Source organism: Pseudomonas saliphila (assembly GCF_008638345.1).
Taxonomy (GTDB): Bacteria; Pseudomonadota; Gammaproteobacteria; order Pseudomonadales; family Pseudomonadaceae; genus Halopseudomonas; species Halopseudomonas saliphila.
Map to the genome: position 1 here is coordinate 198,296 of NZ_VTVA01000007.1, position 25,305 is coordinate 223,600.

Consider the following 25,305-nt stretch of genomic DNA (forward strand, 5'->3'; position numbering starts at 1 on the left):
TGTCGCAGCCGTGGATGACGAGAAGCGGGCAATACGGCATCATGCCGTCTGGATCAATAGCAGACGAGAGACATCGCATGGCAACTGTAGATATCACGCGAGAACATGCTCTGGGCAAGGAAACCGCCAGGGAACGGGCACAGAAAATGGCTGACAAGCTGGCGCAGAAGCTGGATGCCAAATGTGAGTGGGACGGTGATCAGCTGACCTTCAAGCGCAGCGGCGCAGACGGCACCATTCACGTGGCCGAGGATAACGTCAGGGTGGTGGTCAAGCTAGGCATGATGTTCACGCCCATGTCCGGAATGGTGAAAAGCGAGATCGAAAAGGCGCTGGATAAATATCTCGCCTGATTAGTATGTTTTTTCTAATTTTGCCGCGTAGCTTGACCATCAGAAGCCGCTAATCGGCTGGCTTAAGACTCATCCAACAGTCAGGAGTTATCATCATGGTCAAGCTCAATACTATCGAAGCAGAAGAAAATGCACTGGCGTTTGCCGCGGACGTTCGCAAGTACGCGCATCAGATCTGGCTTGCCGGGCTCGGCGTTTATGCCAAGGCCGGTAAGGACAGCGCCGAGTATTTCAAGACCCTGGTCAGTGAAGGTGAGCAGCTGGAGCAGACTGGCAAGGAATTCATTTCCGAGCGCATCGACCAGGCCGGCAGCAAGGTCGCCAGCCTGAAAGACCGGTTACAGGATCGTAACGGCGGAAGCCTGCACAAGGTCGAGGAAATGTTCGACGAGCGTGTAGCCTCTGCACTGGAGCGCATGGGTATCCCGAGCAAGTCGGATATCGAACAGCTGTCGAACAAACTCGACATGCTGAGCGCTTCGCTGAAATCCATGCAGGCCAAGTAAGCTTTTCAGAGGAGGTGCTTCCATGACGGGCGATAAAAAGCACGACAAGGAAAAATGGGCCAGCGAGCTGGAAAACTATTCTCGCCAGATCTGGCTGGCAGGCCTCGGTGCCTATGCCAAGGTGGGTAAGGAAGGGGTCAAGCTGTTCGAGACCCTGATCAAGGATGGTGAGGAAGCCGAACAGAGCGCCAAGGCCAATATTGAAAAAAAGGTTGAGGAGTTCAAGGCGCGCGCTGGCAGGGCCAAGGACAGCGCTACCGACGACTCCGAGTCTGGGGGCGATAAGCCCTGGAGCAGAGCTAGCGGGCGCTGGACCGAACTGGAAGCGGCCTTTGACAAGCGACTCGGGAGCGCTCTATCTCGCATGGGTATGCCTACTCGCAGCGAGCTACAGGCCCTGGATGACAAGATCGAGGAATTGTCCAGACTGGTCAGTGAGTTGGGGGCGCACCGCGCCGCCAGCGTCACTCCCGCACCGGCTCCGGTCTCACCGACAGCCGCTGCGGTCCATGAAACGACCGATAAGCTCGAGACCGAACCGGAGGCGGCTGCCGCCAAGGTAGCGCCCTCAGAGCCAGCCAAGGCGACGTCTGAGGTGGGCAACAAGCCGAATGACACGTCCGCGGCGAGTAATAAACCGCGACCTGCCAAGCCCAAGACGGCCACCAAAGCCAAGGCGGCTTCCACGCCGGCTTCGGACCAGGGCTCGGACAAGAAGTCCCAGCCGGGTGACGCGGGCGCGTAATTCTGCTCCGTCTGACCCGTTGTAGTATCCAGCAAGAACGAAACCCGATCGGTTGCTGCCGATCGGGTTTTTTTACGTTTTAGGTCGCTCAGCTATAGCGGTCGATCAGGTTGCGCATCCAGGCCTGACTGGGCTCATCCAGGTAGGGCAGCATCAGCCCCAGCACCTGCTGGACGGCTTGCGAAGGTCCCATGTCGTCCCGCCGCGTCACGCGTTGGAAATCCAGCCAGAATACGAATGTCTGACAGAGTGCGTCCAGCAGGCGTTCGATATCGGCATCGTTGGCGACCAGGTGTCCCTGCTCCCGCAGCGCCATCAGCATGGCGTTCAGACTCTCGCGCAAAGCCGCTAACCAGTGCTGCATGGCGCGTCGGATGAAGTCATAGCGTCCTGTCAGGTTCGATAGATCCTGAAACAGAAAGCGAAACTCGGTAATGGCTTCGAACAACAAGTGCATAAACAGCCAATAGTCCTCTGGCTCCAGCTGCTGCGGGTCGCCGCGCATTTCCAGCAAATTGCGGGTATGGTCGAGAAACTGCTCGACCAGGCATGCCAGCAACGCTTCCTTGCCGCGGAAATGGTAATAGAGGTTGCCTGGACTGATATCCAGCTCGTTGGCGATATCCAGCGTGGTGACGTTCGGTTCACCATGTTCATTGAACAGCTCAAGCGTACACAGAAGGATGCGATCACGCGTTTTCATGTGGTCCCCGTAGTATGGCCATCACTTTCCTATAGCTGATGCACGTAACGGCCTGGTGCCGGATATTGCGCGGGATGGCGCGCGTTACCCAGCATAGCTGGCGCGCTGCGCAAGTCACCGCTGTGGCGCTTGAGCCAGTTACACCAAGCTGGCCACCAGCTGCCGGCGTGTCGTTCGCCGGCGACCTGCCATTGCTCGATTGTCATAGCGGTTTCGGCCGTCGCACTTTGATACCAGGCGCTTGGGTGGTCCGGCGGGTTGACCAGGCTCTGGATGTGCCCACCATGGCTGAGCGTGAAGGTTTTATCGCCGCCCAGACTGTTGCCGGGATAGGCGTTATGCCAGGGCACGATGTGATCACGCTTGGCCCCGAGATGCCAGGATGGGGTTCGCAGTTTGCCCAGCTCGATGGAAATACCATCCAGCACCAGTGCCCCAGGTGTGTTCAAGGCATCCCGTTCGAGCAGATCGAGCAGGTCGTGAACCATCTGGGCGGGTAGCCGTGTGCTGTCCCGACTCCAGAAAGTCAGCGGATCCGGTTGTCCCGGCTGGGCAAGCAGGTATCGCTGAAAATGCGGCCACACCAGTTGCCCGGGGCGCAGCCAGGCAAAACCCGCAGCCAGCTGTCGGTGATCTAGGCATCCCTGTCGCCAGGCGAGATTGCGCAGGCGCTGGCGCATGACGGGACTGGCCAGCAGGCTCAGCTCGCTGTGCTGGCGAGCCTGCACCGGCGTACCGAAATAACTCGCTGCTTTTACCCGGTCCACTATGCCCTGACCCTGCAGCCAGCCTTGCAGTCCCAGCCCGATGACCCCGCCACTGCAGACCCCGAGCAGACTGGCCTGCCGATTGCCGGATATGGCGCAAATGACATCCAGTGCGCCGGCAGCGGCTTTTACATAGTGGGCCAGCCCCCAGGCGGCGTGGCTTGCGTTGGGATTGCGCCAGCTGATCATGAAGACCTGCAGGCCCTGCGCGAGAGCGTAGCGGATCAGGCTGGTGTCCGGTTGCATGTCCAGCAGGTAGTAACGATTCAGTGGCGGGGGAATAACCAGCAGCGGGGTGGCATGCACCGTGCTGGTGAGGGGCCGATACTGGATCAACTCCAATAGGGGCGTGTGATGGACGACCTGCCCTGCGGTGGTTGCCAGATCGCGCCCGACCAGAAAGCTGACTTCGTCGTGCCCGGCTGGCAAGGGCCGCCGGGCGGCGATGTCTTCAGCCAGATGAGTCATGCCCTTGCGCAGGCAGCGCCCGTGGGTACGCCTTAATTGCTCTGCCAGCGCGGGATTGAAGGGGCTGTTGGAGGGCGCGAGGGCATCCTGTATTTGCCGTAGGGCCAGCTTCAGTCGCGCTTTGTCGATCGCCGGGATATCCAGCCCATCCAGCCAGTCGTGGGTGCTGGTCATCCAGGCGGCCCAGGCAGCGACCAACCTGCGACGTAATGGATTTTGCCAGGCGGGATGGGCAAAGCGTCGATCCAGCGGGATGGGGGCTCCGGTTGGCTTACCGGCTAACGCATCGATCAGACCAGCCAGTAACGCCAGCGAGTGCTGAGCGTGATGGCATCGTTGTGACACCGCTGAGCCTGATAACGCCCTGAGTGTCTCGGACAGAGATCGCTGCAGGTCCTCCGGTAAAATATCTGGCATCCAGCTTTCCTTGTCCTGATCCCGTCGAATGAGCGGGGGCATTGATGCGTTGGACTTCAAGCGCAGCGCGCAGGCAGCAATCCCGGCGATCGAACGCATGATTGCAACGGTATGCAGCAAGGACAAGAGACTGGTGCCGGCGATGTGAAGTTCCACCGGCTGGGGGAAGAGTGAGTGGTGCGTCCGAAACTATGCCGACAGACTCGACTAGGGGACGAAACGCACTACCGATTCGTTTGGATCGCGGCTGGCGCCGGCTTTGTCGAGTTGATCGAGGTAGGCCTGCCACATCCGGTCCTGCTGGGTCGCAAGCTCATAGAGATATTCCCAGCTATACAGTCCGGTCTCGTGGCCGTCATCGAAGTCCAGTCTCACCGCATAGTTGCCGACCTGCTCGATGCCCTTGAAGCCGACATGCTTCTTGCCGGTCTGCAGCACGGGATTGCCGTGTCCCCGTACTTCGGCGGATGGCGAATAGACCCGCAGGTACTCTGCGGAAAGCGCGTAGCTTTGACCGTCGGCGTAGCTAAGCATCAAGGTTCTGGATGCCTTTTTCAGCTTGATATCGGTGGGGATAGCGGTTTGCATCGTAGGCTCTCGGTCGGGACCAGGGCTCGGAGTCCGGATGTGGGAGCTTCAGCCTGAGTCATGTATAGGGTGTTTACACACTCAGGCTTCAGCCATTCGCTTCCGGCTTCGCTCAACAGTTAGAGAATATACCGCGACAGGTCTTCATTGACTGCCAGTTCACCGAGGTGCTCATCGACATAGGCTGCATCGATTACTATCGCTTTGCCGTCCTGGGAGGAGGCGAGGTCGCCGGCGCTGAAGGAAATCTCCTCCAGCAAACGCTCGAGCACAGTGTGCAAACGACGTGCGCCGATGTTTTCAGTCTTCTCGTTCACCTGCCAGGCAATCTCGGCGAGGCGGACAATAGCATCATCGGAAAACTCGATGCCCAATCCTTCAGTTTGCATCAATGCGCGGTACTGTTCGGTCAGGGAGGCATCAGGCTCGGTGAGGATACGCTTGAAGTCATCCGGTGACAGCGACTGCAGCTCAACGCGAATCGGCAGGCGACCCTGCAGTTCCGGAATCAGATCCGACGGCTTGGTCAGGTGGAAGGCACCGGAGGCGATGAACAGGATATGGTCAGTCTTGACCATGCCGAACTTGGTGTTCACTGTGCTGCCTTCGATCAGCGGCAACAGGTCGCGCTGCACCCCTTCGCGGGACACATCTGCACCGCTACCGCTGTCGGCGCGCTTGCTGACCTTGTCGATCTCGTCGAGGAAGACAATACCGTTCTGCTCCACCGCATGGATGGCGCGGGTTTTCAGTTCGTCCTCGTTGACCATACGGGCCGCTTCCTCGTCCCGGATCAACTTCATCGCCTCCTTGACCTTCAGGGTGCGGGTCTTGCGCTTGCCCTTGCCGAAGTTGGAGAACATGTTCTGCAGCTGGCTGGTCATTTCTTCCATGCCGGGCGGCGCCATGATGTCGACACCAACCGGCGTTTCGGCCACCTCGACATCGATTTCCTTGTCATCCAGCTGGCCTTCACGCAGACGCTTGCGAAACAGCTGGCGGGTGCTGGAATCTTCCCGAGCCGGTTCGTCGCTGACGCCCTGACGCGGCGGCGGCAGCAATGCATCGAGGATGCGTTCCTCGGCGGCATCTTCGGCGCGGTGGCCCATCTTGCTCATTTCCTGTTCGCGCAGCATCTTGATCGCGGCATCGACCAGGTCGCGGATAATCGACTCGACATCGCGGCCAACGTACCCGACCTCGGTAAACTTGGTCGCTTCGACCTTGATGAAGGGGGCCTGAGCCAGCTTGGCCAGACGCCGGGCGATCTCGGTCTTGCCGACGCCGGTCGGCCCGATCATCAGGATATTCTTGGGGGTGACTTCATTGCGCAGCGCGTCGGGCAGCTGCTGACGGCGCCAGCGGTTGCGCAGGGCAATTGCCACTGCGCGCTTGGCGTCCTGCTGACCGATGATGTGTCGGTCGAGCTCATGGACAATTTCGCGGGGGGTCATGGACATGCTGATTCTGAACGCCTCAGGTATTGGCGTCCAGCTCCTCGATGGTCTGGTTATGATTGGTGTAGATGCAGATCTGGCCGGCTATGTTCAGGCTCGATTCCACAATCTGACGAGCTGATTGATCGGTGTTGCGCAGTAACGCAAGGGCCGCGGACTGGGCGAATGGACCCCCTGAGCCGATGGCGATCAAGCCGCCTTCCTCTGGTTCAATCACATCGCCGTTGCCGGTAATGATCAGCGAGGCGTCCTTGTTGGCAACCGCCAGCAGGGCTTCGAGGCGGCGCAGGGCACGGTCCATACGCCAGTCCTTGGCCAATTCAACCGCGGCGCGAACCAGGTTGCCCTGATGCTTTTCCAATTGAGCTTCGAAGCGTTCGAATAGAGTGAAGGCGTCTGCGGTACCGCCAGCGAATCCGGCAATGACCTGATCCTTATAGAGCCGGCGCACCTTACGTGCATTGCCTTTCATGACGGTATTGCCAAGGGATACCTGGCCGTCGCCGCCGATTACCACTTTGCCGTGGCGGCGGACTGAAACGATAGTAGTCACACGCAGCTCCTGATTGGCTGTCAAAAGATCGGTGAGGCATGATTGCATCACCGCTAATGAAACCTATCTGGGGCCTTGAGCTGAGATTTCAAGCTGCAATTGCAGTTCAGCGTGTCCCGCTGCGCTGTTGCAGCAACAAATTGTCGTAGCCGTTGCCGGCGAGGGTTTTCTGCGCCTGGGTGACGCTGCTGCGATCCTGGAAGGGACCTACCTGAACGCGGTACCAGGTTTCGCCGTCACCCAGCTTGGCATCCTCCAGTTTAACGTCCAGCCCGAGCATCAGAATCTGCGCCCGCACCCGATCAGCATCGCCACGCTTGCGGAAGGAACCGGCCTGCAGGAAGAACCGGGTGGTGTCCTGCGGCTTGGCATCTTCCTTTTTCGGCGGCGCTGGTGGTGCCTGCTTGGGCACCGACGACTCGGGAACCAGCTCCTCGGACTCGGGCAGCAGGGTATAGAAGTCATAACGTGCTTGCGGTTCAGCGGGCTTGGTCGGCTTTTTCTGTTGTACCTGCTTGGGCGGCGAGGTGTCGCGCTTGACGCTCTCACGGCCGGGTTCCAGCTGAAACAGGAATGCCACGAATATGCCTATAACCAGGCCACTGACGAGCCACAACCAGGGCGGTATCCCTCGCCCGGCGGCAGCTTTGGCGCGGCTGGCGCCACGTACTGGGGCTTTGCGTCCTTTGGCCATACTGCTTACATGCGCTCCAGAGTTTGAATGCCCAGCAGAGTAAGGCCTTGCTGCAGTGTTCGTCCAGTCAGGGCGGCGAGGCGCAGGCGACTGTCGCGTTGGCTGGCCTGTTCGGCGGCAAGGATCGGACAGCGTTCGTAGAAGCTGGAGAAGCGTCCGGCCAGTTCATATAGATAGTGGCAGAGTACGTGGGGCGTGCCTTCCCGGGCGACATAGTTCAGCGTATTGCCGAACTGGGCCAGATGGGCCGCCAGTTCGTTCTCGGCTTCCTCCTCCAGAGCCAGCGGGCCGAGCTGGTCCAATTGATCCATGCCGCGGCCCAGCTTGCGGAACACGCTGGCAACGCGGGTATAGGCGTACATCAGGTAGGGTGCGGTGTTGCCATCGAAGCTGAGCATCTGTTCGAAGTTGAAGCTGTAATCGCTGCTGCGGTGTTTTGACAGATCAGCATACTTGACCGCGCCGATACCCACTGCCTGGGCGATCTGGCTCAGCTCGTCCTCGCCCAGTTCAGGGTTCTTGTCCTTTACCAGCCGATGGGCTCGCAATTCCGCTTCGTCGAGCAGATCGATCAGCTTGACCGTGCCGCCATCGCGGGTCTTGAATGGCCGCCCGTCGGCGCCATTCATGGTACCGAAGCCCATATGCTCGAGCTGCATGTCGGCGGGTACAAAGCCGGCCTTGCGCGCGACGGCAAACACCTGCTGAAAGTGCAGGGCCTGACGCTGGTCGACGAAGTAGAGTACGCGGTCAGCATGCAGCTGTTCGTGGCGATAGCGCATTGCGGCCAGATCGGTGGTGGCGTACAGATAACCGCCGCCGGCCTTCTGCACGATGACCGGTAAGGTCTTGCCTTCGCTGTTCTTGAACTCATCGAGAAAGACGCAGCGGGCACCTTCGCTTTCGGTGAGCAGGCCTTTGGCGGTAAGGCTCTCAACCACGTCGGCGAGCTTGTCGTTATAGGTGCTTTCGCCACGCACGTCCTGCTCGCTCAAGCTGACGCCCAGACGATCATAGACGGCCTGACAGTGACCCAGCGAGATGGAGTTGAAGCGCTGCCAGAGCGCCAGGCAGTCCGGATCGCCTGCCTGCAGCTGCACCACGCGTTCGCGCGCCCGGTTGGCGAATACTTCACTTTCATCGAAGCGGCGCTTGGCCTGCCGATAGAAGTTTTCCAGATCGCCCAGCTCGGTTTCGGCGTCAGCCGGGTTTTCTTCCAGATACGCCAGCAGCATGCCGAACTGGGTACCCCAGTCGCCCACGTGATTCTGTCGAATCACCTGATGCCCGAGAAATTCCAGTATGCGTGCCACGGCGTCACCAATAATGGTGGAGCGCAGATGGCCGACGTGCATTTCCTTGGCCAGATTCGGCGACGAGTAATCGACCACCACGCGCTGCGCGGGATCTGCCTGCGCCACACCCAGCCGGGAATCGGCCAGCGCCGTTTCCAGTTGGCGGGCGAGCCAGGCTGAATCCTGGAAGAAATTGATAAAGCCCGGCCCGGCAATGCTGACGCTGGCAACTGCATCGTGTGCGGGCAGGGCGGCAATCAGCTTCTCGGCCAGATCACGAGGCTTCATGCCGGCGGGCTTGGCCAGCATCATCGCCAGGTTACTGGCAAAATCCCCGTGGGCCTTGTCGCGTGCGGTCTCGACCTGAATGTTGGGCGTAAGGTCGGTGGGCAATATGCCCTGGCTTTGCAGGCTGCTAACGGCGCTGGCGAGCAGCTGGCTGATCAGGTTTTTCATGGGTAATCGGGGTATCCGGCGAATGCCTGTGGAAAACCCGGCATTATCCGTTTTATAGAGCGGCTTGCCAAATCGCATTGTCGGTCGGGCGGTGCCAAAGCCGGTGTTGTCCCCAATCCCCCGCCAGCGTGCGAGCTAGGCCGGACAATGCACGGACACGTTCCCCACTTTGAAAAAGGGGGGGCTAGGGGGGATTCGATTTTGACGTCGTTGGGGTTACGAGANGCTAGGGGGGATTCGATTTTGACGTCGTTGGGGTTACGAGATCGGAGCCACACGCCAGCCATCTGCCAGGATTGCGCAAGACGCCGTAAACCCATCCCTGGGGGAGTGGTGAAAACATCCCTGTTTTCAACACTTGCTCCACCTGGCAGATGGCTGGCTCGATCGGACAGAGGTGTGGCTGCGAGATTAAAACGCTGGAGAGCATGCCATGTGCTCCTGCCTAAAACATGTCCAACGGATCGACATCGATGGACCAGCGGACCTTGCGTGCCAGCGGATGCTGTTCCAGTTGCGGCAGCCAGTTATACAGCAGCTGGTGCATGGTCGAGCGTTGGTCGGCCTGGATCAGCAGTTGCGCACGGAAGCGCCCGGCGCGCCGCTCCATCGGGGAGGGCACCGGGCCGAGCAGGTCGATGCCGCTCCAATTGGCGGCCTCGCATATCTGTTCTGCCAGCTCGCAGGCTTCTTCCAGAAACTGGTTGGCCAGTGCGGCCGAATTGGCTTCGGCGCGCAGCAGTGACAGGAAGCTGTACGGAGGCAATAACGAAGCCTGGCGGGCGGCGAGCTCGCGTTCGGCGATTGCGGCGTAGCCGTGTTCGGTGAGATCGATCAGCAGCGGATGCTCGGCCATATGCGTCTGGATCAGTACCTGACCGGGCTTTTCAGCGCGGCCGGCGCGGCCAGCCACCTGGGTGATCATCTGCGCCATGCGCTCCGGGCCGCGGAAATCAGCGGAGAACAGCCCGCCGTCGGCATCCAGGATTGCCACCAGGGTCACGTCCGGGAAGTGATGCCCCTTGGCAAGCATCTGCGTGCCGACCAATACACAGGGATCGCCGCTGTGAATGGTATTGAGCATCGACTGCATGGCCTGTTTGCGGGACATGGTATCGCGGTCGATGCGCAGCACCGGGAAATCCGGCAGGCAGCTGGTCAGGTATTCTTCGGTGCGTTCGGTGCCAGCGCCCAGTGGGCGCAGATCTTCACCGGTGCATTTAGGGCAGACGCGATCGATCGGGCGTTGGCTGCTGCAGTGATGGCAATGCAGATGATTAGGCGATTGGTGCACCGTCATACGGGCATCGCAGCGATTGCATTCGGCAATCCACCCGCAGTCGTGGCACATCAGCGTCGGCGCGAAACCGCGACGGTTGATGAATACCAGTACCTGATTGCCCTGACGCAGGTGCTCGCCCATCAGCTGCACCAGTGGACGGGACAGTCCAGCATCCAGCGGGCGGCTGCGGATGTCCAGACACTGAAAGGTAGGCGGCTGGGCATTCCCGGCGCGCTGGGTCAGGCGCAATAGTTGATAGCGGCCACGCTGGACGTTGTGCAGGCTTTCCAGTGAAGGGGTGGCCGAGCCAAGCAGAATGCCGACGCCTTCCAGACGCGCCCGGTATACCGCCAGATCCCGTGCGTTATAGCGAAGGCCTTCCTGCTGTTTATAGGATAGGTCGTGTTCTTCATCGATGATGATCAGGCCGGGGCGCGCCAGCGGGGTAAAGACCGCCGAGCGGGTGCCAATGACCACGCCGGCTTCGCCATCGCGTGCAGCAATCCAGGCATCGAGGCGCTCCCGGTCATTCAGGCCGGAGTGCAGTATCACCACCGGTACATTGAAGCGGCGGCGAAAGCGCTCAAGGGTCTGCGGTGTCAGGCCGATTTCCGGTATCAGCACCAGGGCCTGGCGTCCCTGGCGCAGGCAATGTTCGATCGCCTGCAGGTAGATTTCGGTCTTGCCGCTGCCGGTGACGCCCTCCAGCAGCCAGGCCTGAAAGCCGAACGCAGGGGGCGCGCCTGTTGACTCCGTTTCGGAGTTCTGCGGAGCGGGTAAGATCTCGGCCAGTACGGCAGCCTGTTCGGCGTTGGCGGTGAGGGGCGCTTCACGCAATAAAGGAAGCGGTTCATGCGCATGGTGCTGCGACTGACTGGTCCGCTGTACGAGTCCCTTCTTCTCAAGTGCTTCGAGTGTGGCGCGCGTCAGCCCCCATTGGCTCAGCAGGGCATGGGACAAACCATGCGGGTGTTGCTGAAGGGTCTGCACGGCATGTTTCTGTGTGGCGGCGCGGCTGACTGCCGGATGTTCCGGATAGGCGCCGGGCAGCAACTGCCAGATCAGATCCTGACGCGCCAGCGCTGGCTCGCCCTGGCGCAGCAGTATCGGCAGGGCGCTGCTCAAGGTATCGCCCAATCCGTGTTGGTAGTAGCTGGCGGTCCAGGTGCACAGTGTCCACAGCGTTTCAGGCAGCAGCGGTTCACGGTCCAGCAGCTCGATGGCGCGTTTGAGCTTGCTGACCGGCACCTCGGAGCTATCGCTGATGCCGGCGATGATGCCGACCAACTGCCTGTTGCCGAAGGGTACCCGAACGCGCAGCCCCGGCCGCAGTGCTTCCAATGGCACATTCGCTGGTGCACGATAATCGAATAAACGACGTAAGGGCGAAGGCAGGGCAACCTGCAAAATCGGGCCGGACACGGAACACTCCCTGAATAATTCGTCGCTGATGGTAGCACCCTGGCGCCGCCTGGGGATGCTTGCGTCTGTGTCCGTTTCTGTTATCATCGCCGACCTATTTTCCGGTACCAGTGTATGGTAACGGTGCGATTACCCAGTGCGGTGCCTGATCATGTTGGTCCGGTGGCGGCACATAAAACCGAGGAATTACCATGAAAGCTGATCTGCATCCTGTGTACCAAGATCTCGAAGCTACCTGCAGCTGCGGTAACGTGATCAAGACCCGTTCCACGCTGCGCGAAACTATCCACCTTGACGTGTGCTCCGAGTGCCACCCTTTCTATACCGGCAAGCAGAAAATGCTGGATACCGGTGGTCGTATCGAACGCTACAACCAGCGTTTCGGCGCTCTCAGCACCAAGAAGTAAGGTTCGGCTGCCACATGTTGGCGATGCTAGACACCAGAAAGGCGCTCCTCAGGGGCGCCTTTTTTATTGCCTGGCTGTTAGCTCCGCCGGTCTATGCCGATGTGTGCAGCCTTGCTGGTCGCAGCGAACCCGTCGCCATTGGCCATGTCATCGATGGCGATACGCTGCAATTGCAGGATGGCAGGCGGCTGCGGCTGATAGGCATCAATACGCCTGAAATCGGCAGACGCGGACAGATCTCCGAGCCCTTCGCGCAGGCAGCCCGCCGGCGCCTGCAGCAGTTGACTGAGGCCAAGGGTCTGCACTTAGCGGTTGGCCTTGATGGCAAGGATCACTACGGGCGCACACTCGGCCACCTGTTTACCGCTGAGGGAGACAATATCGAGGCGCTGCTTCTGCGCGAAGGCTTGGGCTACGCGCTGGCAGTGCCGCCGAATGTGAACCTGGTTGACTGCCATCGACTGGCTGAGCGCGAAGCGCGTCAGGGCTCGGAGGGTGTTTGGCAGCGATCGCCGGTCATTGCGGCGGGGGAAGTGGCCTCCGGCGGCTTCCAGATTATTCGCGGGCGTGTGGAATCGGTCAGCAAGGCCGGGAAATTCTATTGGCTCGAGCTTGATGGCCCGGTAGTAATGCGCATCGCCATCAATGACAGCCAGTATGTCGGGAGCCTGCCGATCGAGACGCTAACCGGCAGCGAGGTGGAAGCGCGTGGCTGGGTAGTCGACCGCAAGCGGGGCGCGCTCAAGCCGGGCCACAAGCCGTTCATGCTGCCCCTCGGTCATGCATTGATGCTTGAGGTTCTTTGAGGTGCGTCACGACACATGGATATAACAATATGTCCTTGACATTGATCTCGTGAATGATCTTGTTCGTATAGTAGCTTTTCTGTATTCTCGGCCGTCCGCATGAGCAACCTGACCGGAAAATTTGAACATGTCTGATTTGAGAACCGATGCACTCGAGTACCATGCCCACCCGCGTCCGGGTAAGCTGAGCGTTGAGCTGACCAAGCCGACTGCCACGGCCCGGGACCTGGCGCTGGCCTACAGCCCTGGCGTTGCCGAGCCCGTCCGCGAGATCGCCAAGGATCCACTGAACGCCTACAAATACACTGGCAAGGGTAACCTGGTTGCAGTGATTTCCGACGGCACCGCTATTCTGGGCCTGGGTAACCTCGGCCCGCTGGCCAGCAAGCCAGTAATGGAAGGCAAGGGTGTGTTGTTCAAGCGTTTCGCCGGCATCGACGTGTTTGATATCGAAGTTGAATCCGAAAGCCCGCAGGCGTTCATCGACACCGTCAAGCGTATCTCCTGCACCTTTGGTGGCATCAACCTGGAAGACATCAAGGCACCTGAGTGCTTTGAAATCGAGCGCGCTCTGATTGAACAGTGCGATATCCCGGTGTTCCATGATGACCAGCACGGTACCGCTATTGTTACTGCTGCAGCCATGATCAATGCGCTGGAGCTGGCTGACAAGAAAATCGAAGATGCCAAGATCGTTTGCCTGGGTGCTGGCGCCGCAGCTATCGCCTGCATGAAGCTGCTGGTGAGCCTGGGCTCCAGCGTTGAAAACATCTACATGCTCGACCGTAAGGGCGTCATTCACGCCGGTCGTGACGATCTGAACGAATACAAGGCGATTTTTGCCACTGAAACCGACAAGCGCACTCTGTCCGACGCCATGAAAGGTGCCGACGTATTTGTTGGTCTGTCCGGTCCGAACCTGCTGCAACCGGCCGAGCTGAAATTGATGGCTGAAAACCCGATCGTGTTCGCGTGTTCGAACCCTGATCCGGAAATCAACCCGGAGCTGGCCCATGCCTCGCGTCCTGACGTGATCATGGCTACCGGTCGTTCCGACTACCCGAACCAGGTCAACAACGTGTTGGGCTTCCCCTTCATCTTCCGTGGTGCACTTGACGTTCGGGCTACGCGCATCAATGAAGAAATGAAGATTGCTGCCGTACACGCTATCCGCAAACTGGCCAAGGAGCCGGTACCGGAGTACGTCTCTGCGGCGTACGGCGGAATCAATCTGGAGTTCGGCCGGGACTACATCATTCCTAAGCCGATGGATGTCCGGCTGATCGAAGAAGTGCCTGCTGCTGTTGCCCAGGCTGCGATCGATTCGGGCGTGGCTACCCTGCCATACCCGGCTCATTACCCACTGAAGTCAGTCGAAGACTGCATCTAGTTCAGTAGGTAGAAGAAAAACCCGCTTCGGCGGGTTTTTTTGTGCCTGAAATTCAGTGCCTGCGGATCACGGCGTGATCAGCTTCTTCTAACGTCACGCGAGGTATTCGTCGAATGCACAATGGTTATCTGTACCCCATCCCGCTCCAGCGCCGCTTGCATAACGCAGCCGGCTTTCCAATCAGAGTGATCCAGCAGCAGGCGTGCCACTGCCGGCTCCAGATGATGACGAAATACCCGTGCCATCGAGCGTGCGCCGTAGCGTCGATCGAAGCCCTGTTCGCCAAGCCAGGTGTGAAGTTCCGGGGTAAGCACCAGCTGCAGGTGGCGCCGGGCCAGGCGTTGATTCAATCGGGTCAGCGCCAGACTTACCAGCTGTTCGACCTGCTCACCGCCGAGGCGCTGAAAGCCCACCCTGTGGTCTATGCGGTTGAGAAACTCGGGTGAAAAGTGTGTTTCCAGCGCCTGGTCGATCAGTCTCGTTTCGTGGCGTAGTTGCCACTGGTTGGGTAACAGCTTGCGCCATCCCTGCTGCTGGCGCTGTTGGTAGGCCCATAGCGCTTGAGCACCGACGTTGCTGGTCATGAAAATCAGGCTGTTGCGAAAATCCAGGGTGGCGGTACCGGAGCTGAGACGCAGCTGACCATTATCAAAGATATTCATCAGGGCGCGAACGACCGGCTCGCTGGCTTTTTCCAGTTCATCGAACAGCACGATCCCCGGCATGCTGTAACTGCCTTCGATAGCCGCTTTGTCGAACAAGGTGGTGCCTTCCTTGCTGCCAACGTAGCCGGGCGGGGCGCCGGTAAGGGAGGCGGCGTAGTGCTCCTGGGCCAGGGTATTCATGTCGATCCGGCACAACGCATCAGCTTTGCCATGTATCGCTTCGGCGAGCAGCCGCACGGTTTCGGTTTTGCCCACGCCCGTGGGGCCCATGAGCAGGATGACCGCGAGCGGTTTGCGCGGCTCGCCGAGTTCAGCCTTGATCACCATCAGGCTGGCTTCGATAGCATCGAGGGCTGCGTCCTGCCCGACGATCCGTGAACGTAGCAGTGCCATGACCTGCTGTGGATCGAAGCGAAAGCGCGAGGTGCAGGTGAGCGGCGGGATGCCGCTGGTGTGCTGGTTTTGCTCCAGTACGTCATTGATAAAGGGCATTTTTCCAGTCCTTGTAGGCGTCTTGCGGGACCGCTATCCAGCTTCAGGCACCGGCTTCCCGGTCACGTCCGGGGTGCGGCAGCTCTCCGACCGGGCAGTCCGCGACGCCGATGGTGCCACGAGTCATTTTCTCCACATCGTCGCGCGCCTTTTCCGCATCCAGCACCCAGGTGCGGTAGAAGTCGAACGGGCAATCCGCCACGCCGCGATCACCGTCGCCGGAGTTGTACACGCCGGTGTAGCCCCGGTGCAGCAGCTTGAACAGGTGATTCTGGGATTGATCGTTGGCCCGTGCATCGCGAATCTGCGAGACCGACAGCTGGGCGTACTGGATGCCCATTTCTTCTTCACCGCACTCGCCCAAGGTGCGGCCGTCAAAGCCGATGATCGCCGAATGACCGAAGTAGGAGTACACGCCATCGAAGCCGGCGGCGTTGGCCACGGCAACATAGCAATTGTTGGCCCAGGCCATGCTTTTCGACATCATCACCTGCTGTTCCTTGGCCGGGTACATGTAGCCCTGGCAGCGGACGATCAGTTCGGCACCCTTCATTGCACAGTCGCGCCAGATTTCCGGGTAATTACCGTCGTCGCAAATGATCAGGCTGATCTTCATGCCCTTGGGGCCTTCGGTGACATAGGTGCGATCGCCGGGATACCAGCCTTCGATCGGACACCAGGGAATGCACTTGCGGTACTTCTGCACGATCTCGCCCTGATCGTTGATCAGCACCAGGGTGTTATAGGGCGCCTTGTGCGGATGCTCCTCATGCTGTTCACCGGTGAGCGAGAAGATGCCCCAGGTGCGGGCCAGCTTGCAGGCCTCACTGAAGATACGGGTTTCATCCCCCGGGATGGTGGCGGCGGTGGCCATCATTTCCTCGTTGTCGTACATGATGCCCATGGTGCTGTATTCCGGAAAGACCACCAGATCCATGCCTGGCAGGCCCCGCTTCATGCCGATGATCATGTCCGCTATCTTGCGGGCGTTTTCCAGTACCTCGTCCTTGGTGTGCAGGCGGGGCATCTTGTAGTTGACGACTGCTACGCCCAGCGTGTCGGGGCTGCTCGAAATATCACCGTGTCGCATTGGTCCTTCTCCGTATCAAATGGGTCAGATGTTTGGGCGTTCGATGCCCAGCTTGCTGACCCGGTAGCGAAGCTGCCTGAGGCTTATATTCAGTCGCCGTGCAGCTTCGGATTGGTTGTTGTTGGTCAGCGCGAGCATGTTGCGGATCACCTCCGCCTCATCCTGCTGGACCCAGTTATAGGAGCGGCTGTAATTAAGCCGGCCGTTATTGGCAGCACTCGTTGCGGGCGCTGTTTCTGACCCGTGCGGTAGGGCTTTGGCTTTCTGCGGAATGGTGATGGCGCTTTCCGAGGCCAGGCTTAGGCGCAGCTGATCGCCATTGATCAAATCCTGATCATTGGTCAACGCGGTGCGCTCAAGCACGTTCTGCAGCTGGCGAATGTTGCCCGGCCAATCAAACTGTTCCAGCACGGCAAAGGCATCTGCCGCCAGGCTCCAGTTGCGCTCGTAGTGATGATTGAGTTCGTTGAGAAAGTGCAGCGCCAATTGCCTGATATCGTCCTGGCGATCGCGCAAGGGTGGGAGGTGCACCGGCACCACGTGCAACCGGTAGAAAAGATCCAGGCGGAAGTTGCCCTGGTTCACCGACTCCTGCAGATTCACGTGGGTGGCGGTGATCACCCGAAAGTCCACCGAGACCGATTGCATGCTGCCGATCGGGTCGACCTTCTTTTCCTGCAGTACGCGCAGCAGTTTGGATTGCAGCGCGAGCGGCATGTCGCCGATCTCGTCGAGGAACAGCGTGCCGTGGTCGGCCTGAATGATCTTGCCCAGCTTGTTCTGCGAGGCCCCGGTGAAGGCGCCTTTAACGTGACCAAACAGCTCGGACTCCAGCAGCTCCGCTGGAATCGCTGCGCAGTTGATACAAATGAATGGCTGTTCCCGGCGGTCGCTTTGCTGGTGAATCATGCGTGCGAACTTTTCCTTGCCGGTACCCGACTCGCCCAACAGCATCACCGGAGCATCGCTGCGCGCCACCTGAATGGCCGACCGCACGGCGTCCATCAGTGACTGACCGGTGCCGAGGATGCCATGCGCAAGGCTTTGCTTGAGCATGCCCTCGACAGCGATGCTGTGGCGCAGGTGCTGGTTTTCCTTGACCAGATGGGCGGTCTGTTCGACGACGAAACTGTGAATGCGCAGCAACTGGCCGATCATCGCCGCGGCTACCCGAAGCAGGCTGATGTCGTTATCGAAGGGGCGTTCATGTAGCCCTTCGCGCTGGACGGACAAGACGCCAATCGGTGTTCCGGTCTCGAGAATGGGGATGGCGATAAAAGCCATGCGCCCGCCCCGATGATGGGACAGCTCGGTGATGCGGCGGATAAATAGCGGCTCCTTATCCACATCCGGTACCAGTCCGATCGACCCCGTGCGCATGACGTAGCCGGTTACCCCCTCGTTGAAGTTGAGGTTAAAGCGCCCGGCTTTTAGGTCATCCACCGACAGGCCATAGGAGTAGCGAACCTGAAGGGTGCTGGTAGGCGCATCCGGCAGGCTCACCCGACCACAATTCAGACCGTAAAGCTGCGACAGCAGCCGGAGCAGTCCCTGGATGGTGCGTGGCGCGTCCAGGGGTTTTTCCATCAGCTTGGCCATTTCCAGGATGACCACCAGTTCACGCTTCATCTGTTGGGTTACCCGTTCCGGGGTGGAAATCATCATGCTGTGCAGGCTCCGGTGGCTGGGGCGCAAGCCCCCGGTCCGGCTGCGCAGCTGTTAGTGGCTGATCATCCAGGGACGGCGGGGGCCGGTCTGTTGCTTGAGTGCCGGCGGTTGTCCATCGGCACGCGGCGTATGGCTACAGGAACCAGAACTGCAACAACTGTGCCCGTGGCTGACCTTTGGAGCGTGGGCGCTGCGCTCGTTGGTCTCGTGAGCGGTGCGTTGTTGGGTGTTGAGAATCTGCAAGCGCGGCGCACACACCAGTCGCTGCATGGCGTGTCCGCAGTCGGGACAGTTGCGCGGTGTGTTGCGCTCGGCGCTGGGCAATAGGGTTTCGAAGACGCCGCACGCGGGGCAGTCGAAATCATAGATAGGCATGTGGATGCTTCCTGATAGTGCACAGGGGGCCGAGGGGATGCTCCGTGGCGGAGCAGCCCGGCTGCGGCACTTTTATTTGTTCCAGAAGGCCGTGGGCACTTCGTCACCGCTGACCGCAATGATTGGTCCATCAGCGTTGGGCTGGATATCGAAGTCGAATATTTCGGTCGGAATCCAAACCGTTGCGCAGACGTTGGGCACATCGACGATGCCGCTGATATGGCCCTGCACCGGGGCGGTGCCGAGGATTGAATAGGCCTGGGCGCCGCTGTAGCCGAATTTTTTCAGGTACTCGATGGCGTTCAGACAGGCCTGGCGGTAGGCAACATGGGCATCCAGATAATGCTGCTTGCCATTTTCATCGACCGAGATGCCTTCAAAGATAAGGTGCTTCTTGTAGCTGGGGGAAAGGTCGCTTGGCTGGAATATCGGATTTTTCACTGCATATTTTTTCACGCCGTCCTTGATCAGATTGACTCTGATATGGATCCAGCCAGCCATCTCGATGGCGCCGCAGAAAGTGATCTCGCCGTCACCCTGGGAGAAGTGCAGATCGCCCATCGACAAGCCGCCGCCCTTTACGTAGACCGGGAAGAATACCCGCGAGCCCTTGGTCAGATCCTTGATATCGCAGTTGCCGCCGTGTTCGCGCGGTGGGACGGTGCGCGCGCCTTCCGCGGCGATCTTGCTGGCGACATCGCCGGAGGCGCGGCCGACGTGGGCAGTGGGTGCATAGGGCGGATTGGCCAGGCCGGGCACGCGCTCCGGATCGGTATCGATCAATGCCTGCTCCCGCGTATTCCATTCATCCAGCAGCGCCTGGGAAGGCAAACAGCCGATCAGACCCGGATGCATCAAACCAATGAATTCGACCCCCGGAATATGGCGGGACTTGGTATAGATGCCGTTGAAGTCCCAGATAGTTTTGCGTGCCTCGGGATAATGCTCGGTAAGGAAACCGCCACCGTTCTGCTTGGCAAACACGCCGTTGAAGCCCCACATCTGATCGGCGAAGGCGCCGATGTCCAGAATGTCGACCACCAACAAATCGCCTGGCTCGGCGCCCTCGACCGCTACCGGGCCGCTCAGGTAATGCACCTTGGTCAGGTCGACATCGCGGACATCCTCGGCGCTGTCATTATTAGCGATCTGCCCGCCGGTCCAGTCCATGCATTCAATAATGAAATCTGCCCCGGGCTTGACGGTCGCCACCATGGGCACGTCCGGGTGCCAGCGGTTATGAATGGTGTCGTGTTCCTTGGGGCTTTTGCTCAGGTCGATCTTGATCAGTGTTTCAGCCATGACGGGGACATCCTCTGTTTGACGTTGCGTGTCGGTCCGCTTAATCGGTCCGGTATGACGCTTACAGCAGAAGCCATGCCAGCTTTGTCATGTCATGTAAAAGTTATTTAAAAACAACAATTTAGGGGTTGATAGTCAGCTATTAGCAAGGTACCGGACGGCCCTGACCTGACATTGTCCAGCGCTGCACCATGACAATGGCATGACAATGTCAGGGTGCGCTGTTTCGGCGCACGCGCTGCTTAGCGGCCGCGGGGCGCGGTCTAATCAGTCGGAAAGTATAAAGTCTTTGATTTTCAAATGTTTACATAGTGTGAAAGCAAAAAATTCGGCTGAGTCGGAGGAGATGGCACAGCGGTTGCTCAGGGGATTGGACAGGTGAGTACAGCGGGGGCTGGACGTGCTCGCCAGTGACATCCATTTCAAGGAGAAGCACCTCATGCATGACTCTACTCGCAAGACGCCGGCCTGGAAGCGCCATTTGCTGGCAGTGGCTCTGGGCACTGGCCTGGGCTTTGCCGGTGCCGCTGGCGCGGCAGATCATCCGACCGAGAAGGTCAGTACGACCGGCCTGGCTGTAAATGATGACACCGTCAAGGTCGGCATTCTGCATTCCATCACCGGCACCATGGCCATCAGTGAAACCGGTTCGGTGGAAGCCGAGAAGCTCGCCATCGAACAGATCAACGCCATGGGCGGTGTGCTGGGACGGAAGATCGAGGTGATCCAGGAGGACGGCGCGAGCGATTGGCCGACCTTCGCGGAGAAGTCCCGCAAGCTCCTCACCCAGGATAAGGTCGCAGCGGTGTTCGGTTGCTGGACCTCGGCATCACGTAAAGCGGTGCTGCCGGTCTTCGAGAAGGAGAACGGGCTGCTCTATTACCCGACCTTCTATGAAGGTCTCGAGCAATCCAAGAACGTGATCTACACCGGGCAGGAAGCGACTCAGCAGAACCTCGCCGGACTGGACTGGATCGCCAAGGAAAAGGACGCCAAGACCTACTACCTCGTCGGCTCGGATTACATCTGGCCGCGCACCTCGAACAAGATCGCCCGCAAGCACATCGAGAACGTGCTCGGTGGTGAAGTCATCGGCGAAGAGTATTACCCGCTGGGCAACACCAACTTCGGTTCACTGATCAACAAGATCCGTCTGAAAAAGCCTGACGTGGTCTACGCCAGCATCGTTGGCGGCTCCAACGTGGCCTGGTGGAAGCAGCTCAAGGCCGCCGGCATCACACCAGAACGCCAGACCATCGTTACGATTTCGGTCACTGAAGACGAAGTGCTGGGCATTGGTGGTGAGAACATCGCCGGTTATTACTCCTCAATGAAGTACTTCCAGTCATTGGAAAACGACAACAACCAGGCATTCGTCAAGGCGTTCAAGGCGCGCTGGGGTGAAGACAGCGTGATCGGTGACGTGACTCAGGCAGCCTATCTGGGACCCTGGTTGTGGAAAGCGGCTGTCGAGAAAGCGGGCAGCTTCGACGTTGATGCTGTGGCCGCGGCTTCCGCCGATATCGAGTTGGAAACGGCCCCTGAAGGTTACGTGAAGGTCCATGAAAACCACCACCTGTGGAGCAAATTGCGCATGGGCCAGTGGAAGGCTGATGGTCAGGCTGAAGTTGTGTACGAATCAGAGCTGATCGAACCCAACCCCTTCCCGGAAGGCTATCAATAAGCCACGTAGCAGATGCGGTCGGTTGCGACCGCATCCTCGGTAAACCAGGAGAGCGATCATGGGCGGTTATTCAGGGCAAGAGCTCACGGCCATTTTTGTCATGCAGGGATTCAGTGGCCTGAGTCTATTCTGCGTCTTTCTGTTGATGGCCCTGGGATTGGCCATCATCTTCGGGCAGATGGGCGTTATCAATATGGCCCACGGGGAGTTTCTGACTCTGGGTGCCTACATTACCTGGCTGATTTCCGAGCTGGCGTCGACGTCGCCTTGGTTGCAGCAGGTCTATTTCCCCTTCGCTATTGTTGCGGCCTTCGCCGGAGCCTTCCTGCTCGGCTATATCGTTGAAAGAGTGATGATCAGCCGTTTATATCATCGACCACTCGATACCCTGTTGGCGACCTGGGGGCTGGGTCTGATTCTTCAACAGATCTATCGCTCAACCTTTGGTCCGCGGGAAGTAAGCGTCGGTATGCCGGACTGGCTGATGGGTTCATGGGCGGTAAATGACATGATCGACATTCCGCTCAACGGACTGTTTGTCATGGCTGTGACTCTGATCATGACCGTGGGCGTGGTGAGCATGATGTACCGCTCGCGCTGGGGCATCAAATTGCGCGCGACCACCCAGAACCGACTGATGGCAAACGCGGCGGGCATCAACACCAAGCGCGTCGATCGCTTTACCTTCGCACTGGGTTGCGGCATCGCCGGTGTGGCGGGTGCGGCATTTACCACTATTGCGTCTACCGGCCCGACCACGGGTTCGCTCTATATCGTGGACACCTTTCTGGTGGTGGTATTCGGGGGTGCAGCGAGCCTGCTCGGTACGGTGGTATCGGCCTTCGGTATCGCCCAGTCGCAGTCGATCCTCGAATTCTTCCTCAGCGGCTCCATGGCCAAGGTAATTACCTTGCTGGTGGTCGTCGGGATCCTGATGTTCCGTCCCCAGGGACTTTTTGCAAGCAAGGTGCGCCGCTGATTGGCGCGCCGGCTGGAGGGTAACGTGATGCAAAACTGGATAAGCGCATTCGGGGGACGCCAGCGTCTATTGCAACTGGCCGCGCTGGCGGTTCTGTTGCTGGTAGTGCTGCCGTTGACGCTGGATATCTTTCGCCTGAATCTGATCGGGAAGTACCTGACCTATGCCTTTGTCGCGGTCGGGCTGGTGTTGTGCTGGGGTTACGGCGGGGTGCTCAGCCTGGGGCAGGGAATCTTCTTCGGTCTGGGCGGCTACTGTATGGCGATGTTTCTCAAACTCGAGGCTTCGAGTCCGGAGAACACCGCCATTCAAAGTACGCCGGGCATTCCGGATTTCATGGACTGGAACCAGATCACCGAATTGCCGGCGCTGTGGATGCCTTTCCATAGTCTGACGCTGACGATTCTGTTGATCCTGACCGTGCCTGCGTTGTTCGCCTTTGTCATTGGCGTGGCGATGTTCAAACGGCGTGTCGGTGGGGTGTACTTCGCGATCATCACCCAGGCGATTGCCTCGATCGCGACCATTCTGATCATCGGCCAACAGGGTTTCACGGGTGGTATCAACGGCATCACCGATCTGCGTACGCTGATGGGCTGGGACATCCGCCCGGACAGCGCCAAGTACATACTCTATTTCCTGTGCTGCGTGCTGCTGATCCTCTGCCTGTTGATCGGTCAGTTCGTGCTCAGCAGTCGCTACGGGAAGTTGCTCATCGCCATGCGCGATCAGGAAGACCGGGTGCGGTTTTCTGGCTATGACGTCGCCAATATCAAGATCTTTGTCTTCGCACTGGCTGGCATCTTTTCGGCTATTGGCGGCGCCATGTTCGCGTTGCAGGTCGGCTTCATGTCGCCCTCATTCGTGGGCACGGTGGTCTCCATTGAAATGGTGATTTTCTGCGCAGTGGGCGGGCGGCTGTCGCTGATCGGCGCGGTGTACGGTGCCTTGCTGGTTAACCTGGCCAAAACCCTGCTGTCGGAGAGCTTCCCCCAGTTGTGGATCATCTTTATGGGCGCGCTGTTCATTGGCGTGGTGTTGCTGTTTCCGCGGGGTCTGGCCGGTCTGTATGACGATTTCGTGCAGCCGCATATCGATAGGTTCCTCGCATCGCGACGCAAGTCTGCGCCAGTCAAGCGCGAGCAGCCGATCGAGCCGGTGCAGAGATCCAAACCTCAGGAGGTGACGTCATGAGCGCGCCCATTCTATTGGCTATCGAGGACCTGACCGTTTCGTTTGATGGTTTCAAGGCAGTCGATGGATTGAACCTCTATATAGAACGAAACGAAGTGCGCGTGGTAATTGGCCCCAATGGCGCCGGCAAAACCACACTGCTGGATCTGATCTGCGGCAAGACGCGTGCGACGTCGGGTTCGATCAAGTTCAAGGACATCGAGCTGACCAAGCTCGCGGAGAACAATATCGTCAAGGCGGGGGTGGGACGTAAATTTCAGACCCCATCGATCTACGAAAACCTGACGGTGCGCGAGAACCTGCAGTTGTCTTACCCAACAGGGCGAACGGTATTTGGCAGCCTGTTTTTCAAAGTCACCGAGCAGGTGCGCGAACGGGTAGAGGCTGTTGCTGATGACATCTTCCTGGTCGACCGGCTTGATACCAGCGCCGGACTGCTCAGCCACGGGCAAAAGCAGTGGCTGGAGATAGGCATGCTGCTGATCCAGGACCCCGAACTGCTGATGCTCGACGAGCCAGTGGCAGGTATGAGTGTCTCTGAACGGGAAGCCACGGCGGATCTGCTCCGGCGGATCAGCCAGAACCGCTCGGTTATCGTCATCGAGCATGACATGGACTTCGTCAAGGATATTGCGCACCGGGTGACCGTGTTGCACCAGGGTAAATTGCTGGCTGAAGGCAAGATGGATGACGTGCAACGAAACGAGAAGGTCATCGAAGTCTACCTGGGCCATTAAAGGGAGTCTGATTATGTTGAACGTCAACGAGCTGCGCGTCAGTTACGGCATGAGCGAAGTGATCCATGGCATTTCATTGGTGGTGGGCGCGAACGAAACCGTGGCGATCATGGGCCGCAACGGTATGGGCAAGACTACGTTGTTCAAATCGCTGATCGGCATGCTGCCAAGTACCGCGGGCGAGATCCGGTTCCAGGGTGATGATCTGACCCGGGCCGAATCCTATCAGCGTGTGGCGAAGGGCATCGCTTATGTACCCCAGGGCAGGATGGTGTTTCCGACGTTGACCGTGGAGGAGAACCTCAAGGCCGGTCTGGAAGCATCCGGACGGAAGAAGGTGCCCAATGATATTTACGAGCTGTTCCCGGTGTTGTTTGACATGCGCCATCGCAAGGCGGGAAATCTTTCCGGCGGCCAGCAACAACAGCTGGCCATTGGACGCGCGCTGGCGGCTGACCCCAAGGTGCTGTTGCTGGATGAGCCAACAGAGGGGATTCAGCCGTCGATCATCAAGCAACTGGCCGTGACGCTAAATGAGATCAAGCAGCTGCGCAAAATCAGCATCGTCGTCTCGGAACAGGTATTGAGTTTCGCCACCGCTGTCGCCGACCGGATGCTGGTGATCGATAAAGGCAAAATCGTGCACGAAGCCGCAGGCGAGCAAATCGACAAGGCTTACATCAGCAAATTCCTTTCCGTTTGAGTCGCGTATAAGCCTGTTCGCAGCATGCGAACGGGCTTTATCAGCTTTCCGCGTAAAAGTTACCCCAGACTGCTTGACGGCAAAACTCAGAGGCCTATAATGCGCCT

The 25,305-nt window shown here is 59.1% G+C and carries 24 protein-coding genes; 11 read left to right on the forward strand and 13 right to left on the reverse strand.

The genetic code is table 11. The features are described from left to right. Positions 1–77 precede the first annotated feature (77 nt). From FHK95_RS10190 to FHK95_RS10200, 3 genes are all read left to right on the forward strand, one after another. The gene (locus FHK95_RS10190; protein ID WP_150304496.1) at positions 78–353 is read left to right on the forward strand and encodes a polyhydroxyalkanoic acid system family protein; all 276 of its coding nucleotides are present in this window, start codon (positions 78–80) and stop codon (positions 351–353) included. Between the two features lie 95 nt (positions 354–448). Continuing rightward, complete coding sequence (locus FHK95_RS10195; protein ID WP_150304497.1) at positions 449–859, forward strand: phasin family protein; 411 nt, start codon at positions 449–451, stop codon at positions 857–859. Positions 860–881: 22 nt separating this feature from the next. Further along, complete coding sequence (locus tag FHK95_RS10200; RefSeq protein WP_150304498.1) at positions 882–1,604, forward strand: phasin family protein; 723 nt, start codon at positions 882–884, stop codon at positions 1,602–1,604. An 88-nt stretch (positions 1,605–1,692) separates the two neighbouring features. Here FHK95_RS10200 and FHK95_RS10205 read toward each other — a convergent pair whose 3' ends face one another. The 8 genes from FHK95_RS10205 to FHK95_RS10240 form a co-directional block, all read right to left on the reverse strand. Beyond that, complete coding sequence (locus FHK95_RS10205; RefSeq protein ID WP_150304499.1) at positions 1,693–2,307, reverse strand: TetR/AcrR family transcriptional regulator; 615 nt, start codon at positions 2,305–2,307, stop codon at positions 1,693–1,695. Between the two features lie 29 nt (positions 2,308–2,336). Further along, positions 2,337–3,959 carry a PHA/PHB synthase family protein gene (locus FHK95_RS10210; RefSeq protein WP_178114759.1) on the reverse strand — a complete coding sequence of 541 codons (1,623 nt, stop codon included), beginning with the start codon at positions 3,957–3,959 and terminating at the stop codon, positions 2,337–2,339. A gap of 207 nt (positions 3,960–4,166) precedes the next feature. After that, positions 4,167–4,547, reverse strand: coding sequence for a gamma-butyrobetaine hydroxylase-like domain-containing protein (locus FHK95_RS10215; RefSeq protein WP_150304501.1), 381 nt, complete (start codon positions 4,545–4,547; stop codon positions 4,167–4,169). Between the two features lie 119 nt (positions 4,548–4,666). Then, positions 4,667–6,007 (reverse strand): ATP-dependent protease ATPase subunit HslU, encoded by a 1,341-nt coding sequence (gene hslU, locus FHK95_RS10220; RefSeq protein ID WP_150304502.1) that lies wholly within the window; start codon positions 6,005–6,007, stop codon positions 4,667–4,669. A 16-nt stretch (positions 6,008–6,023) separates the two neighbouring features. Beyond that, the gene (gene hslV, locus FHK95_RS10225; protein ID WP_178114760.1) at positions 6,024–6,557 is read right to left on the reverse strand and encodes an ATP-dependent protease subunit HslV; all 534 of its coding nucleotides are present in this window, start codon (positions 6,555–6,557) and stop codon (positions 6,024–6,026) included. A 106-nt stretch (positions 6,558–6,663) separates the two neighbouring features. Next, positions 6,664–7,251 carry an SPOR domain-containing protein gene (locus tag FHK95_RS10230; RefSeq protein ID WP_150304504.1) on the reverse strand — a complete coding sequence of 196 codons (588 nt, stop codon included), beginning with the start codon at positions 7,249–7,251 and terminating at the stop codon, positions 6,664–6,666. Between the two features lie 5 nt (positions 7,252–7,256). Beyond that, the gene (argS, locus tag FHK95_RS10235; protein ID WP_150304505.1) at positions 7,257–9,002 is read right to left on the reverse strand and encodes an arginine--tRNA ligase; all 1,746 of its coding nucleotides are present in this window, start codon (positions 9,000–9,002) and stop codon (positions 7,257–7,259) included. Positions 9,003–9,447: 445 nt separating this feature from the next. Continuing rightward, positions 9,448–11,706 carry a primosomal protein N' gene (locus FHK95_RS10240; protein ID WP_150304506.1) on the reverse strand — a complete coding sequence of 753 codons (2,259 nt, stop codon included), beginning with the start codon at positions 11,704–11,706 and terminating at the stop codon, positions 9,448–9,450. Positions 11,707–11,897: 191 nt separating this feature from the next. On the opposite strand from FHK95_RS10240, the gene rpmE reads away from it, so the two are divergent. From rpmE to FHK95_RS10255, 3 genes are all read left to right on the forward strand, one after another. Continuing rightward, positions 11,898–12,113, forward strand: a complete 216-nt coding sequence (gene rpmE, locus FHK95_RS10245; RefSeq protein WP_150304507.1) for a 50S ribosomal protein L31 — start codon at positions 11,898–11,900, stop codon at positions 12,111–12,113. A 14-nt stretch (positions 12,114–12,127) separates the two neighbouring features. Further along, positions 12,128–12,919: a thermonuclease family protein gene (locus tag FHK95_RS10250; RefSeq protein WP_150304508.1), complete on the forward strand. Its 792-nt coding sequence runs from the start codon at positions 12,128–12,130 to the stop codon at positions 12,917–12,919. A gap of 127 nt (positions 12,920–13,046) precedes the next feature. Then, positions 13,047–14,309, forward strand: coding sequence for a malic enzyme-like NAD(P)-binding protein (locus tag FHK95_RS10255; RefSeq protein ID WP_150304509.1), 1,263 nt, complete (start codon positions 13,047–13,049; stop codon positions 14,307–14,309). A gap of 77 nt (positions 14,310–14,386) precedes the next feature. Here FHK95_RS10255 and FHK95_RS10260 read toward each other — a convergent pair whose 3' ends face one another. The 5 genes from FHK95_RS10260 to fmdA all read right to left on the reverse strand — a co-directional run bounded on the left by FHK95_RS10260 (position 14,387) and on the right by fmdA (position 19,901). Then, positions 14,387–15,466, reverse strand: coding sequence for an AAA family ATPase (locus FHK95_RS10260; RefSeq protein WP_150304510.1), 1,080 nt, complete (start codon positions 15,464–15,466; stop codon positions 14,387–14,389). A 43-nt stretch (positions 15,467–15,509) separates the two neighbouring features. Continuing rightward, positions 15,510–16,556, reverse strand: coding sequence for an aliphatic amidase (locus FHK95_RS10265; RefSeq protein ID WP_150304511.1), 1,047 nt, complete (start codon positions 16,554–16,556; stop codon positions 15,510–15,512). Between the two features lie 24 nt (positions 16,557–16,580). Further along, positions 16,581–18,221 (reverse strand): sigma-54-dependent Fis family transcriptional regulator, encoded by a 1,641-nt coding sequence (locus FHK95_RS10270; protein ID WP_206668559.1) that lies wholly within the window; start codon positions 18,219–18,221, stop codon positions 16,581–16,583. A 54-nt stretch (positions 18,222–18,275) separates the two neighbouring features. Continuing rightward, positions 18,276–18,599: a zinc ribbon domain-containing protein gene (locus tag FHK95_RS10275; protein WP_150304512.1), complete on the reverse strand. Its 324-nt coding sequence runs from the start codon at positions 18,597–18,599 to the stop codon at positions 18,276–18,278. A gap of 72 nt (positions 18,600–18,671) precedes the next feature. Next, positions 18,672–19,901, reverse strand: coding sequence for a formamidase (gene fmdA, locus FHK95_RS10280; protein ID WP_150304513.1), 1,230 nt, complete (start codon positions 19,899–19,901; stop codon positions 18,672–18,674). A 439-nt stretch (positions 19,902–20,340) separates the two neighbouring features. Here fmdA and urtA point away from each other — a divergent pair, with 439 nt between their 5' ends. From urtA to urtE, 5 genes are read left to right on the forward strand one after another with little or no spacing between them, the layout of a single operon-like run. Beyond that, the gene (urtA, locus tag FHK95_RS10285; protein ID WP_150304514.1) at positions 20,341–21,585 is read left to right on the forward strand and encodes an urea ABC transporter substrate-binding protein; all 1,245 of its coding nucleotides are present in this window, start codon (positions 20,341–20,343) and stop codon (positions 21,583–21,585) included. A gap of 58 nt (positions 21,586–21,643) precedes the next feature. Further along, entirely contained in the window at positions 21,644–22,564 is a 921-nt protein-coding gene (gene urtB / locus FHK95_RS10290) for an urea ABC transporter permease subunit UrtB (RefSeq protein WP_150304515.1), read from the forward strand. 27 nt (positions 22,565–22,591) lie between these two features. Continuing rightward, positions 22,592–23,758 carry an urea ABC transporter permease subunit UrtC gene (urtC, locus tag FHK95_RS10295; protein ID WP_150304516.1) on the forward strand — a complete coding sequence of 389 codons (1,167 nt, stop codon included), beginning with the start codon at positions 22,592–22,594 and terminating at the stop codon, positions 23,756–23,758. Then, the gene (gene urtD, locus FHK95_RS10300) at positions 23,755–24,495 is read left to right on the forward strand and encodes an urea ABC transporter ATP-binding protein UrtD (protein WP_150304517.1); all 741 of its coding nucleotides are present in this window, start codon (positions 23,755–23,757) and stop codon (positions 24,493–24,495) included. The genes urtC and urtD overlap by 4 nt, the downstream gene beginning before the upstream one ends. A 13-nt stretch (positions 24,496–24,508) precedes the next feature. Next, on the forward strand, positions 24,509–25,198 hold the full coding sequence (urtE, locus tag FHK95_RS10305) for an urea ABC transporter ATP-binding subunit UrtE (RefSeq protein ID WP_150304518.1): 690 nt from the start codon (positions 24,509–24,511) through the stop codon (positions 25,196–25,198). The last annotated feature ends 107 nt before the right edge of the window (positions 25,199–25,305 follow it).

Excerpts from the sequence above, each read along its gene's own strand:
- FHK95_RS10190 (WP_150304496.1), top strand. The coding sequence starts at position 78 with ATGGCAACTGTAGATATCACGCGAGAACATGCTCTGGGCAAGGAAACC.
- FHK95_RS10195 (WP_150304497.1), top strand. The coding sequence starts at position 449 with ATGGTCAAGCTCAATACTATCGAAGCAGAAGAAAATGCACTGGCGTTT.
- FHK95_RS10200 (WP_150304498.1), top strand. The coding sequence starts at position 882 with ATGACGGGCGATAAAAAGCACGACAAGGAAAAATGGGCCAGCGAGCTG.
- FHK95_RS10205 (WP_150304499.1), bottom strand. The coding sequence starts at position 2,307 with ATGAAAACGCGTGATCGCATCCTTCTGTGTACGCTTGAGCTGTTCAAT.
- FHK95_RS10210 (WP_178114759.1), bottom strand. The coding sequence starts at position 3,959 with ATGCCAGATATTTTACCGGAGGACCTGCAGCGATCTCTGTCCGAGACA.
- FHK95_RS10215 (WP_150304501.1), bottom strand. The coding sequence starts at position 4,547 with ATGCAAACCGCTATCCCCACCGATATCAAGCTGAAAAAGGCATCCAGA.
- hslU (WP_150304502.1), bottom strand. The coding sequence starts at position 6,007 with ATGTCCATGACCCCCCGCGAAATTGTCCATGAGCTCGACCGACACATC.
- FHK95_RS10230 (WP_150304504.1), bottom strand. The coding sequence starts at position 7,251 with ATGGCCAAAGGACGCAAAGCCCCAGTACGTGGCGCCAGCCGCGCCAAA.
- argS (WP_150304505.1), bottom strand. The coding sequence starts at position 9,002 with ATGAAAAACCTGATCAGCCAGCTGCTCGCCAGCGCCGTTAGCAGCCTG.
- rpmE (WP_150304507.1), top strand. The coding sequence starts at position 11,898 with ATGAAAGCTGATCTGCATCCTGTGTACCAAGATCTCGAAGCTACCTGC.
- FHK95_RS10250 (WP_150304508.1), top strand. The coding sequence starts at position 12,128 with ATGTTGGCGATGCTAGACACCAGAAAGGCGCTCCTCAGGGGCGCCTTT.
- FHK95_RS10255 (WP_150304509.1), top strand. The coding sequence starts at position 13,047 with ATGTCTGATTTGAGAACCGATGCACTCGAGTACCATGCCCACCCGCGT.
- FHK95_RS10260 (WP_150304510.1), bottom strand. The coding sequence starts at position 15,466 with ATGCCCTTTATCAATGACGTACTGGAGCAAAACCAGCACACCAGCGGC.
- FHK95_RS10265 (WP_150304511.1), bottom strand. The coding sequence starts at position 16,556 with ATGCGACACGGTGATATTTCGAGCAGCCCCGACACGCTGGGCGTAGCA.
- FHK95_RS10270 (WP_206668559.1), bottom strand. The coding sequence starts at position 18,221 with ATGATGATTTCCACCCCGGAACGGGTAACCCAACAGATGAAGCGTGAA.
- FHK95_RS10275 (WP_150304512.1), bottom strand. The coding sequence starts at position 18,599 with ATGCCTATCTATGATTTCGACTGCCCCGCGTGCGGCGTCTTCGAAACC.
- fmdA (WP_150304513.1), bottom strand. The coding sequence starts at position 19,901 with ATGGCTGAAACACTGATCAAGATCGACCTGAGCAAAAGCCCCAAGGAA.
- urtA (WP_150304514.1), top strand. The coding sequence starts at position 20,341 with ATGCATGACTCTACTCGCAAGACGCCGGCCTGGAAGCGCCATTTGCTG.
- urtB (WP_150304515.1), top strand. The coding sequence starts at position 21,644 with ATGGGCGGTTATTCAGGGCAAGAGCTCACGGCCATTTTTGTCATGCAG.
- urtC (WP_150304516.1), top strand. The coding sequence starts at position 22,592 with ATGCAAAACTGGATAAGCGCATTCGGGGGACGCCAGCGTCTATTGCAA.
- urtD (WP_150304517.1), top strand. The coding sequence starts at position 23,755 with ATGAGCGCGCCCATTCTATTGGCTATCGAGGACCTGACCGTTTCGTTT.
- urtE (WP_150304518.1), top strand. The coding sequence starts at position 24,509 with ATGTTGAACGTCAACGAGCTGCGCGTCAGTTACGGCATGAGCGAAGTG.